Here is a 12,552-nt window from a genome sequence, read left to right as displayed (position 1 = left end):
TGAGAAGCCTTACGCCTTAATCGGAGCGGATTTTGAGAAACGGGAAACGAGCTGCAAGAGGCCCATGCTGAGCCAGGTAACGGCAAGCGCGATGATGGCCAGGGCGGAGGGCTCGTAAGCTCTATTGGCGCCCATAAGCTGCATGTAGGGCCCGAACGCCGGACGGTTGAGCAGCGATGCCATGGTGAATTCGCCCATGACGATCGCAAGGGTGATGAATGCTCCGGAAAGCACACCGCTCATGACATTTGGAAAGATGCATTTGAACATGATGGTTGTCCATTTTGCACCAAGGCTTTCGGCAGCCTCCGTCAGCGTGCCGACATCAATGGTACGCATCGCCGTATCGACCGAACGATACATATAGGGCAGCGACAATACAATGTAGGAGCAGACGAGCAGAATGTTCGTCGTCGAATTATAGCCGGTCAGCGGCAGGATCGACGACGAATTATAGAGCCGCAGATAGCCGAAAACGATGACGATGGCCGGAATGACCAACGGCATCAAGGTGATGAATTCCACGACAGGGCGAAGCTGCGGCAGCCGCAGCCGCACCCAATAAGCGGTAGGCACAACGAGCAGCATGCCGAAGATAATGGTCAGAAGCGCCATCAACATCGAGAAACCAAAGGCCGTCATGAAACCGAAATCCGAGAAGACGGAGGCATAAGCGTCAAAGCTGTAAGCGTTGCGCCGCATGCGCAGCGAGAACTCCAGCGTACCGATGAGCGGCACCAGGAAGTAGATGAGGCCGATGGCAACGGCGATCCAGGCGAAGAATTTTTGCAGCTTCATTTCTGCCACCGTTCAGCGCGCATGCGCATCAAGATATAAATGACGTTCGAAATACCCGTAATGACGATCATGCCCAGTGCCAGCGCATAGCCCAGATTGGCATTGTGCAGGACGTCGCCGCGGATCTGCGCATAGAGTACGATAGGAACGATATTCAGCGAGCTGCCGGTAAGTGCAATTGCAGTCGCGATGGCGCCGAACGAATTTGCAAACAGTAGCAGCGTGGTGCCAAGCAGGCTCGGCCAGAGGATCGGCAGGGCGACCATCCGCCAATATTGTCCATTGGTTGCGCCTAGAATGGAAGCCGCTTCTTGCCATTCCTTCTTCATGCCGTCGAGCGCAGGCGTAATGATCAGCACCATCAGCGGAATCTGGAAGTACATGTAGGTAATGGTCAGGCCGAAGAAGCTCAACAGGTTGAAGCCACTGCCGTAGAGGTTGAAGCCGAAATGAGCGAGCAATATCGTGACCAGACCCTGGCGGCCGAGCGTGGCGATGAACGAGAAGGCCAGCGGCACGCCGGCGAAATTCGATGCGACCCCCGAGAAGGTCAGGAAGGCGTGACGGATCCAAGTGGGAAGCCCGCCAAGGACCAGCGCCCAAGCCAGGTAAAAGCCGATGATCGCGCCACCGAGCGCCGAAGCGACCGAGATTTTGATACTGATCCAATAGGCGCTCATGATCGTCGGCGTGAACAGGTCAGCGATGTTCTTGAGCGTCAGGCTACCGTCCGGCGTCAGAAAGGCGCCTGCTATCAAATAGATCGTCGGAAGAATTAGGAACAGCAGCGCGAAGATCAGGAAGGGTGCTATTCCCAGCCAATCGATGACCACACGCTTGTTGATCATCGGAGTGGAACTGACCGTTGATGTTGTGGCGATGCTCATGATTGGCCCAATCCGCGGCGTCAGAAAAACGGAAACCTCCCCGCCGAAGCGGGGAGGTCATGTCAGGTCAAATTACTGCACGTTCGAACCGACGACAGAATCCCACTTGGTGGTGATGGCGGTCTTGCCGGCAGCCTGCTCGTCGAGCGTCGGGAAGACTGCCTTTTCATAGGCGGCAGCCGGCGGCAGCTTGTCGAGAAGTTCCTGCGGAACCTTCTTGTTCTTCGCCAGGTCGTTGAAGCGGATCGGGTGGCAATAGCCCTTCAGCCAGCCGATCTGGCCTTCGTCGGAATAGAGGAACTCCATCCAGAGCTTGGCAGCGTTCGGATGCGGCGCGAAAGCCGAGATCGCCTGGACGTAGACGCCGGCGATAACGCCCGAAGCCGGAACGGTGACGTCAACCGGCGGGTTGCCGTTCAGGCTGTCGCGCCAGGAAAGACCGTTGTAGTCCCAAGCAACGACGATCGGGGTTGCACCCTGAGCCAGCGAAGCGGACTTGCCGATGACCGGAACGAAGTTGCCGGCCTTGTTCAGCTTTGCGAAGTAGTCGAGACCGGCGGCGCCGACCTTGACTGCATCCTTCTCGCCAGCGGCGAGACCGGCGGCGTAGACGGCCTGAACGGCCTGGTTCGAGGTGCGCGGGTCGCCGGCGAGCGAAACGGTGTTTGCATATTCCGGCTTCAGGAGGTCAGCCCAGTCCTTCGGCGGGTTCTTCACAACGTCCTTGTTCACGACGAAGGAGAGAACGCCGTAGTAGTCGCCGTACCAGTAGCCTTCGGCATCCTTGGCGCTGTCCGGAATCGAATCCCAGGTGGAAACCTTGTAGGGCTGCAGCAGGCCTTCCTTCTTGGCCGTCGGGCCGAAGGAGAGACCAACGTCTATCACATCAGGAGCCTGCGGCCCGGTGTTGCCCTTGTTGGCGCGGATAGCTTCGACTTCATCGCCCGAACCGGCATCCGGATTCAGTTCGTTGACTTCAATGCCGTATTTTGCCTTAAAGGCAGAGATCAGATCGCCATAACCGCACCAGTTGTGGGGCAGGGCGATGGTGGTCAGCGTGCCTTCCTTCTTGGCGGCAGCGATGAGATCGGCGCTCGGTTCCGCGGCGGCCATAGCCGTCGAAGCGACGAGCATCGCCGTGGAGATTGTCAGAAGACGATGAATTTTCGAGATCACTGCATTTCCTCCTTTTGGGTTTTCAGTGTCTGGCGTTGCTGTTAATGACGTTACATGAAGGTTGTGTGACGACTTCAAAGCGTTGGGTTTACTGAAAACGCAGTCGATTTTTGCTTCTAATCGACAAGTATGACAGTCGCTGTATTCCACATCCTCCAGGAGCTGTTATTTTCTGTTTTCATTCCCCTTCAGCTTAGCTTGCGAAACAGCTTGGTTTGTTCGAAAAGACCTTCCAGTGTCTTCATGCGCTCGCTCGTTTCGTCCCATGTCGAGCTTTGGACGGCTTCGATCAGGGCTTCGACGATGAACAGGGTAACGACCGATGAATCCCAGGCGGACGGCGCCTCGATTTGCACGCGGAACGTGTGCTTGGCATGTTTGGCGGCCGGAGTTGCCCACTGATCGGTGAAGACGATGATTTCAGCGCCATGGCGGCGGGCGGCAGCCGCGAGATTGACCATTTCCTGCTCGTAGCGCCTGATATCGAAGATGACGAGCAGATCGCCCGGATTCATGTTCAGGACATATTGCGGCCACGCGCTTGAGTTCGAAGAAAGCAAGGTCGTATTCGGCCGGATGACCTGCATATGGGTGAAGAAATATTCGGCAAGCGCCCCTGTAATGCGGCCGCCTACGAAATAAAGTGCGCGTTTTCTTTCCGACAGCAGTGCCGCGACGCTGTCGAAGGTGGCCACGTCGAGGTCCGACAGGGTCTGCCGCAGATTGCCTGTGATGGTATCGGCAAAGCGGTTGAGGATATGCGTGCCCGGAGCGTTCGATGCCCAGCGATCGTGCTTTGTCAGCGGGTTGGAGATCGTCGCTTCTACTTCCTGATGAAGATGGGCCTGGAAGTCCGGATAGCCTTTATATCCGAGTTTCTGCACCATGCGCGCGACTGTCGGGGTCGAAACCCGTGCATTCTCGGCGACGGTGGTGATGCTACCCAATCCGGAAACGGGATAGTTGTCGAGCAAGCTCTTGGCGAGCTGCTTTTCGGCGCGCGTTAAAGTATCAAATCGCGCATTGATCACGTCCGAAACTGTCTTCGACGCATTGCTCACTCGATTTTTGCTCCCCAAACGGTCTGATGCCGTTTTCTTTCCAGGATATAACAACGCTGTCACAATTCGAGTCAATGTCACAAATGAAGAAATAATTTCAGTTTCCAGTTGACAGCAGGGAAAACCTGAAGAATTCTTTTCTTATAAAGATTTTATTAATCGGCACTGGGGCGTCTCTGATGCTTGCGCAGCAAGGCATTTTGTCGAAGGCGGACGGCGATTGCGTCGCGGTCGAAAGGCCGGACGGAAGCAGCGCAGTTTTGCTCGTTTGCGAGCATGCCTCGCGTGAGATTCCCGAGCGGTTCGGCGATCTCGGGCTTTCAGCCGAGGCGCGTTCCAGCCACATCGCCTGGGACCCGGGTGCACTCGCGGTTGCAAGGAGAATCTCCGCGGGCCTTGATGCCACTCTGGTGTTTCAGCGCTTCTCCCGGCTGATTTATGATTGCAACCGGCCCCCCGAAAGTGCCGGTGCCATGCCGGAAACGAGCGAGATCTATACGATCCCCGGCAATCAGCATCTGGGCGAAGCGGACAGGCAGGCCCGCACGGAGGGGCTCTATATCCCGTTCCACGATCGCATCCGGTCGCTTTTGAAGGAGCGTGCCGCACGCGGACAAAAAACCGTGATCGTGACAATTCACAGCTTCACGCCGATCTACAATGGCAAGCCGCGCGCAGTGGAGCTTGGCATTCTGCATGACGAAGACCGTTGGCTGGCCGATCGCATGTTGGACGCAGCGACCGAAGCGCCGCTCTACAAGACTGAACGCAACCAGCCTTACGGGCCTGAAGACGGCGTTACCCATACGCTGAAGCTGCATGGGCTTGCCAATGGTCTGCATAACGTAATGATCGAGGTCCGCAACGACCTCATTCGGGATGACGTCGGCCAAGGGGTCGTGGCCGATTATCTGACGGGGCTTCTCCAGAGCGGTCTGGAAGCCTGAACATAAAAGAAAAAGACCCCGGGGAGCAGTTCAACTGCGATCAGGCCGCATGGCGAAATGCCAGCGGTCAATGTGACACATGGTTTTCCGCAATCCCGCGGACGGCCGGGCTTTAGGGGGAATGGCATGTCTGATTATTCAGAGTTAGACAAAAAGCAGGATGTCCAGATCCTGCACTCCATGGGCTATGCCCAGGAGTTGGAACGGCGGATGAGTTCATTCTCGAATTTCGCCGTGTCCTTCTCGATCATTTGCATTTTATCCGGCGGTATCAATTCGCTCGCTCAGGCGACATCGGGTGCGGGCGGTGCCGCTATCGGCATCGGCTGGCCGGTCGGCTGCTTCATATCTCTCGTCTTCGCCGTCGCGATGGCGCAGATCAGCTCGGCCTATCCGACGGCCGGCGGCCTCTATCACTGGGGCTCGATCCTCGGCAATCGCTTCACCGGCTGGCTGACGGCCTGGTTCAACCTGCTCGGCCTCGTCACGGTCCTCGGCGCCATCAATGTCGGCACCTATTACTTCTTCATCGGTGCCTTCGGCGGCTATTTCAATATGACCGACACCACGCTGGTGCGCATCGTGTTCCTAGTGGTCATCACGGGCCTTCAGGCACTCGTCAATCACATGGGTATCGGCTTGACAGCGAAGCTGACCGACTTTTCCGGCTATCTGATCTTCGCAACCTCGATCCTTCTGGCGGCTGTGTGCCTGATCGCTGCGCCGTCCTATGATTTCGCGCGGCTTTTCACCTTCACCAACTATTCCGGTCTGGCGACGATTGCTGCCGACGGCTCGGCAACCGGCGCGCCGGTCTGGCCGCAGGTTTCGACCTTCTGGGTCTTCGCGCTCGGCCTTCTGCTGCCGATCTACACGATCACCGGCTACGACGCCTCGGCCCACACCTCGGAAGAGACGGTGAAAGCCGCCCATTCCGTTCCGCGCGGCATGGTATCTTCGGTTCTGTGGTCGGCGCTCTTCGGCTACATCATGCTTTGCTCGTTCGTGCTGATGCTGCCGAATATGGACGATGCCGCCAAGCAGGGCTGGAATGTGTTCTTCTGGGCGATGGATGCGCGGGTCAATCCCATCGTGAAGGACATTCTCTATCTGCTGATTTTCGTCAGCCAGTGGCTGTGCGGTCTTGCGACGGTAACCTCGGTTTCGCGCATGATCTTCGCCTTCTCGCGTGACGGCGGTCTGCCGGGATCCAAGGCCCTATCTCGGGTCAGCCCGAAATATCGCACACCGGTTTCCGCGATCTGGATCGGCTCGATCCTTTCCGTCCTCTTCGTCTGGGGTTCGTCGCTGGTATCGATCGGTGACACGCCGGTTTATACCATCGTCGTCTCTTGCACCGTCATCTTCCTGTTCTTCTCCTTCGCAATCCCGATCACGCTCGGTCTTTTCGCGTGGGGTACGGCGAAGTGGGACAAGATGGGTCCTTGGAACCTCGGGGAAGGGCTGTTCAAGCTGTTTGCCGTGCTGACAATCATCGCGATGATCATCATCTTCGTTCTCGGCATTCAGCCGCCGAACGACTGGGCAGGCATCATCACCGTCGGCTTCCTCGTGCTGACCGGCATCGTCTGGTTCGGTTTCGAGCGCCGCCGCTTCAAGGGTCCGCCGATCGGCGATGCCATTGCCAAGCGCAAGGCTGAGATCGCGGCAGCGGAAGCCGCCGTCGGCGAGAAGTAAGCGAAGTCCAATCTTTGTAAGCAATGGGGTCGCAGACCTGCGGCCCTTTTCACCGGTAGCGACACGGCGGCACGCGCGCGGATTATCCGCAAGACGGTATCGTTCGGCAGGCCGACGTTTCAATTCATTGTTCAGGCGGACCAAATTATGAGCAGCAGCTATACGTTCGACGACCTCAAGCGAGATGTGGCCGAAGGGCGCGTCGATACGGTTCTGGCATGTCAGGTCGATATGCAAGGCCGGTTGATGGGCAAACGCTTCCAGGCGGAATTCTTCATCGAAAGCGCCTGGAAGGAAACGCATAGCTGCAACTATCTGCAAGCGACCGATATCGAGATGGAAACTGTCTCCGGCTACAAGTCGACGAGCTGGGAGAAGGGTTATGGCGACTATACGATGAAGCCCGATCTCGCCACGCTGCGCCGTATTCCCTGGCTTGAAGGCACGGCGCTCGTGCTCTGCGACGTGCTCGACCACCATACTCATGAGGAAGTCGCGCATTCGCCACGCGCTATTCTCAAGAAGCAGGTCAAGCGTCTCGAAGCGATGGGCATGAAGGCCTATATGGCTTCGGAGCTTGAATTCTTCTTGTTCGACCAGAGCTACGACAGTGCCCGTGAATCCGGCTATCGCAATCTCAATCTCGTCAGTGGCTACAATGAGGATTACCACATCTTCCAGACCACCAAGGAAGAGGATGTGATGCGGGCGATCCGCAAGGGATTGCAGGGCGCGGAGATCCCTGTCGAAAACTCCAAGGGCGAGGCATCCGCCGGCCAGGAGGAAATCAACGTCCGCTACGCCGATGCTCTGACCATGGCCGACCGCCACGCCATCATCAAGAATGGCTGCAAGGAAATTGCCTGGTCGAAGGGCAAGGCCATTACGTTCCTGGCGAAGTGGAACTACAGCGCTGCGGGCAGTTCCTCCCATATTCATCAGTCGCTCTGGAGTGTAGACGGCAAGACGCCGCTATTCTTCGACAAAGAAAAAGAACACGGCATGACGCCGCTGATGAAGCACTATGTCGCGGGCCTTCTGATGCATGCCAGCGAAATTACCTATTTCCTTGCGCCCTATATCAACTCCTACAAACGCTTCGTTGCCGGCACCTTCGCACCCACCAAGGCGATCTGGAGCACCGACAATCGCACGGCCGGCTATCGCCTGTGCGGTGCCGAAACCAAGAGCATCCGCATCGAATGCCGCGTCGGTGGCTCGGATCTCAATCCCTATCTGGCATTTGCTGCCCTGATTGCCGCCGGCCTTGATGGCATCGAAAACAAGCTCGAACTTGAGGCGCCCTTCGTCGGCGACGCCTATGGCGCGCGCGAAGTTCGCGAGATACCGCGCACCCTGCGTGGTGCGACCGAAGCCCTGACCAATTCGAAGATGCTGCGCGCCGCCTTTGGCGACGATGTCATCGATCATTATACCCGCGCTGCCGAATGGGAGCAGGAGGAGTATGATCGTCGCATCACGGATTGGGAAGTGGCGCGCGGATTCGAAAGAGCGTAAGGCTTTGGCGATCTGCCTCTTGCCCGATTTTCATTCTACGATCGGGCAGGGGCGCCGGGATGCTCGTTGACCTGCCGTTTCTTCTTAGAGGCGGGCAAAGGTTCTGCAACATCAGGCAATCAATTGGATGATTAAGAAAACAGGAATTCGATCATGACCATGATCACATGCGTCTCCCCGGTGAACGGAGAGGTTTATGCCGAGCGTCCGGCGCTGCCGCTGGAAGCTGCCAAGGACGTCGTCGCACGCGCCCGCAAGGCGCAGAAGGATTGGGCGCGTCGTCCGCTGGAGGATCGCGTTCAGCTCGTGCTGAAGGGCGTGGCCCGGCTCAATGAGATGGCCGAAGTAGTGGTGCCGGAGCTTGCCTGGCAGATGGGCCGCCCGATCAAGTATGGCGGCGAATATCGCGGCTTCAACGAGCGCTCCAACTATGTCGCCTCGATCGCCGCCGATGCGCTGGCACCCTTGGTCGTCGAGGACAGCGCCAATTTTGCCCGCCGCATCGAGCGCGAACCGCATGGCGTCGTCTTCGTCATCGCGCCGTGGAACTATCCCTACATGACCGCGATCAACACGGTCGCACCGGCGCTGATGGCCGGCAATACCGTCATTCTCAAGCATGCAAGCCAGACGCTGCTCGTCGGCGAGCGGCTGGTGCAGGCTTTCGTCGAGGCCGGCGTTCCGGCCGATGTCTTCCAGAATGTCTTCCTCGATCATGAAACGACTTCGGCTCTGATCGCAGCCGGAAGCTTCAACTTCGTCAATTTCACCGGCTCCGTCGAAGGCGGCCGGTCGATCGAGCGTGCGGCAGCCGGCACCTTCACCAGCCTCGGCCTGGAACTCGGCGGCAAGGATCCGGGCTATGTGATGGAGGACGCCGATCTTGACGCTGCCGTCGACACGCTGATGGATGGGGCGACCTACAACTCCGGCCAGTGCTGCTGCGGCATTGAGCGCATCTATGTGCATGAATCGCTCTACGACGCCTTCGTCGAGAAGTCCGTCGCCTGGGTTTCGAACTACAAGCTCGGCAATCCCCTTGATCCCGAGACGTCGCTCGGGCCGATGGCGCACAAGCGCTTTGCCAAGGTGGTGCGTGAACAGATCGCCGATGCGGTTGCTAAGGGCGCCAAGGCGCTGGTCGACCCGAAGCTGTTCCCGGCTGACGATGGCGGTGCCTATCTCGCGCCGCAGGTCCTCGTCAATGTCGATCATTCCATGGCTTTTATGCGCGAGGAGACCTTCGGTCCTGCCGTCGGGATCATGAAGGTGAAGAGCGACGCGGAAGCGCTGGAGCTGATGAACGACAGTCCCTACGGTCTGACGGCTTCGCTCTGGACGAAGGATGTCGAGCGCGCCTCGCGCATCGGTCGCGAAATCGAAACCGGCACCGTCTTCATGAACCGCGCCGATTATCTCGATCCGGCGCTGTGCTGGACTGGCGTCAAGGAAACCGGTCGTGGCGGCTCGCTGTCGATCATCGGCTTCCACAATCTGACGCGCCCGAAATCCTATCATCTGAAGAAAGTAACAGCATGAGCACTATCTCAGCCAATTGGAGCTATCCGAACGCCTTCAAGCTCGGCCGTGGCCGGATTAAGGAACTGGCGGACGCCTGCAAGAGCCTGGGCATGAAGAAGCCTCTCCTGGTCACCGACCGGGGTCTTGCCTCGATGGCGATCACGGCGACGGCGTTGGATATTCTGGAAGATGCAGGTCTCGGCCGCGCCATCTTCGCTGACGTCGACCCGAACCCGAACGAGAAGAACCTCGAAGCCGGCGTGAAAGCGTTCAAGGACGGCGGCCATGATGGCGTCGTCGCATTCGGCGGCGGTTCCGGCCTCGATCTCGGCAAGTGCGTCGCTTTCATGGTGGGCCAGTCGCGCCCGGTCTGGGATTTCGAAGACATCGGTGATTGGTGGACACGCGCCAACGTCGAAGGTATCGCGCCAATCGTCGCGGTGCCGACGACTGCCGGCACCGGTTCGGAAGTCGGCCGTGCCAGCGTCATCACCAATTCCGCAACGCATGTGAAGAAGATCATTTTCCACCCGAAATTCCTGCCCGGCGTCGTCATCGCCGATCCCGAGCTGACCGTCGGCATGCCGAAGATCATCACCGCCGGCACTGGCATGGACGCTTTCGCCCACTGCCTGGAAGCCTATTCCTCGCCGTTCTACCACCCGATGTCGGCTGGTATCGCGCTAGAAGGCATGCGGCTCGTCAAGGAATTCCTGCCGCGCGCCTATCGCGAGGGGACGGATCTCGAAGCTCGCGCCAACATGATGAGTGCTGCCGCCATGGGCGCCGTCGCCTTCCAGAAGGGGCTTGGCGCGATCCACGCGCTGTCGCATCCGATCGGCGCCGTCTACAACACGCATCATGGCATGACCAATGCCGTCGTTATGCCGGCCGTCCTGCGTTTCAACCGCAAGGCTATCGAGGATAAGATTGCCCGTGCCGCAGCCTATCTGGGCATCTCGGGCGGTTTTGACGGCTTCTACGACTATGTGCTGCAACTGCGCTCGGAACTCGGCGTGCCGGAAAATCTGTCTGCCATAGGCATCGCGCCCGATCGAATCGACGAGCTCTCCGCCATGGCGATCGAAGACCCGAGTGCCGGCGGCAATCCGGTGCCGCTGACGCTGGAAAACACCAAGGCTCTTTTCCGGGATTGCTTCTGATACTGCACTCAGCTCCCCGATATGTGGGATGCAATTGGCAGCTTATCAGGCCAAACAAAAAAAAGCCGCCGAGTGTCACCCGGCGGCTTTTTTCATTGAAGCCCTGTCTGGTAATCAATCCACGAATTCGACGATGACGCCCGGCTTGACCATCTTGGCAAGTTCGGTCGCATCCCAATTCGTGAGGCGCACGCAGCCATGGCTCTGCGTCTTACCGATTCTCGAGGGATCTGGCGTGCCGTGAATGCCGTAGGTCGGCTTCGAAAGAGCCATCCAGACCGTACCGACCGGGCCGTTCGGGCCTGGCGGAATATTGAGAACCTTGTCGTTTCCGGCTTGCTGGAAGTTGATCTTCGGATTGTAGGTATAGCCCGGATTGAAGGCGACGCGCTCGACCGTGACTGTGCCTGACGGCGAGGGCGTGTCGGCGGAGCCGATGCTGGCCGGATAGGCGGCGATCAGTGTGCCGTTGGCATCATAGGCGAAAACCTGCTTGCGGCCCTTGTCCGCCAGGATCTTGGCGACTGCGCCGGTCTTACTGGGGCCAGTATTGACGACCTTGATGGTGCTGCCCGGCACGGTGAAATCGACGCCGGGATTGAGCGCCTTCAGATAGCCTTCATCCATGTGAAAGCGTTCGGCCAGCATTTCCGTCGTCGAGGTATAGCCGAGGGACGGCATCTGTGCCTTAGCCGCATAGTCCTCAGGAATAGAGGCGACATACGGGCCTGCGGCGTCGGCCGCCGTGATCGTGTAGTTGACGATCGGCATACCGCCGGACATGCGAAGCTGCTCGAGGATCGCGTCGGTATTGTTCGGGTCGAGCGTCTGGCCGGTCATCTGCTGATAGGCATAGATCGCCTTGGTGACGTTGGCACCCATTCTGCCGTCGATCGCACCCGGCGAAATGCCCTGCCGCGAGAGGAAGACCTCCAGCGCGGTGATCTCCATCTTCGATTTGCCCTTCAGCGTGATGACGGGTTCGGCCGGTGCCGGTTTGTTGACGATGTCGGGCGCGCTCTGCTGTGGATCGATCGATGCGTAGTCGTTGCCGTTCGGGTTCGTCTGGCCCTGGTTCTTGCCAGGCAATGGCTGATTGTCGAGCGGCTGGCGCTGGATATCGCTGTCGCGCGGAATTCCGCCGGTTACCACACCGCGATCCTGCTGGTCGTAACCATTGTTGGGTGCGCCATCGTAATTTCCGTAGCTGTCGGAGCGATATTGACGATAGTCTTGGTAGTCGCCGTTGTTGGAAAGCTGCGTGTCGCCATACCGGCCGCCATTATTGCCATAGGTATCGCGGGCTGGGGCGCGGGGATAGTAGGTGCTGGCCCTCATCTCCGTGGCGACGACATTGCCGTAGGCATCGATCAGGACCCGGCGGCCGCGACCGTCGCGGGCCATGGAATATCCACCACCATAAGGATACTGATCGAGGATCCGGCCGTCAGGGGTGACAAGAACCGTGTTGCCGTTGCCGCTGCGATAATATTGTGCCTGCGCGTCCGTGAGCGCGAGCATGGACACGGTGGCAGTCATTGCCAGGGCAAAACTCAATTTTACGAACCGGTTCACGTCTGTCGGATCCTCGGGATGGTCGTTGGGCTGACACACACATGGCAATTTTGACGCCAGTATGGAGATTTAGATTATCATGCTGAATAAAATATAAAAATTTATGTGATCAAGGCTTCAAGTTAAGATTTGGTAAGCCAAATAACCGCTTATTTCAGCCGCGCGCCACCTTGGGACAGCACCTGCGCTCGGCGCCGATCGGGGAGGA

Annotated in this window: 10 protein-coding genes; 5 read left to right on the top strand and 5 right to left on the bottom strand. The window is 58.4% G+C overall.

Translation table 11 applies throughout. The annotated features are described in order from the left end of the window. Window positions 1–9 precede the first annotated feature (9 nt). From AC13RE_RS04215 to AC13RE_RS04200, 4 genes are all read right to left on the bottom strand, one after another. Window positions 10–798 carry an ABC transporter permease gene (locus tag AC13RE_RS04215; RefSeq protein WP_488562048.1) on the bottom strand — a complete coding sequence of 263 codons (789 nt, stop codon included), beginning with the start codon at window positions 796–798 and terminating at the stop codon, window positions 10–12. After that, a complete protein-coding gene (locus AC13RE_RS04210; RefSeq protein WP_015340396.1) occupies window positions 795–1,685 on the bottom strand; it encodes an ABC transporter permease in 891 nt (296 codons plus the stop codon). The genes AC13RE_RS04215 and AC13RE_RS04210 overlap by 4 nt, the downstream gene beginning before the upstream one ends. Before the next feature lie 72 nt (window positions 1,686–1,757). Then, window positions 1,758–2,861, bottom strand: a complete 1,104-nt coding sequence (locus tag AC13RE_RS04205) for an ABC transporter substrate-binding protein (protein ID WP_488562047.1) — start codon at window positions 2,859–2,861, stop codon at window positions 1,758–1,760. 188 nt (window positions 2,862–3,049) lie between these two features. Continuing rightward, window positions 3,050–3,922, bottom strand: a complete 873-nt coding sequence (locus tag AC13RE_RS04200; RefSeq protein ID WP_015340394.1) for a MurR/RpiR family transcriptional regulator — start codon at window positions 3,920–3,922, stop codon at window positions 3,050–3,052. A gap of 179 nt (window positions 3,923–4,101) precedes the next feature. On the opposite strand from AC13RE_RS04200, the gene AC13RE_RS04195 reads away from it, so the two are divergent. The 5 genes from AC13RE_RS04195 (at window position 4,102) to AC13RE_RS04175 (ending at window position 10,769) form a co-directional block, all read left to right on the top strand. After that, a complete protein-coding gene (locus AC13RE_RS04195; protein ID WP_488562046.1) occupies window positions 4,102–4,869 on the top strand; it encodes an N-formylglutamate amidohydrolase in 768 nt (255 codons plus the stop codon). 126 nt (window positions 4,870–4,995) lie between these two features. Further along, entirely contained in the window at window positions 4,996–6,567 is a 1,572-nt protein-coding gene (locus AC13RE_RS04190; protein ID WP_488562045.1) for an amino acid permease, read from the top strand. Window positions 6,568–6,714: 147 nt separating this feature from the next. Then, window positions 6,715–8,085: a glutamine synthetase family protein gene (locus AC13RE_RS04185; RefSeq protein WP_488562044.1), complete on the top strand. Its 1,371-nt coding sequence runs from the start codon at window positions 6,715–6,717 to the stop codon at window positions 8,083–8,085. A gap of 153 nt (window positions 8,086–8,238) precedes the next feature. Next, window positions 8,239–9,624 (top strand): aldehyde dehydrogenase family protein, encoded by a 1,386-nt coding sequence (locus tag AC13RE_RS04180; RefSeq protein ID WP_488562043.1) that lies wholly within the window; start codon window positions 8,239–8,241, stop codon window positions 9,622–9,624. Further along, window positions 9,621–10,769, top strand: coding sequence for an iron-containing alcohol dehydrogenase (locus tag AC13RE_RS04175; RefSeq protein WP_488562042.1), 1,149 nt, complete (start codon window positions 9,621–9,623; stop codon window positions 10,767–10,769). Before AC13RE_RS04180 ends, AC13RE_RS04175 begins: the two co-directional genes overlap by 4 nt. A gap of 114 nt (window positions 10,770–10,883) precedes the next feature. On the opposite strand, the gene AC13RE_RS04170 is transcribed toward AC13RE_RS04175, so the two are convergent. Further along, window positions 10,884–12,344, bottom strand: coding sequence for a L,D-transpeptidase (locus AC13RE_RS04170; protein WP_488562041.1), 1,461 nt, complete (start codon window positions 12,342–12,344; stop codon window positions 10,884–10,886). Window positions 12,345–12,552 lie beyond the last annotated feature (208 nt).

The organism is Martinezella sp. CNPSo 3959 (assembly GCF_057784355.1).
Note: the sequence above shows the minus strand (reverse complement) of the source record. Positions and strands in the feature narration are given on the sequence as shown.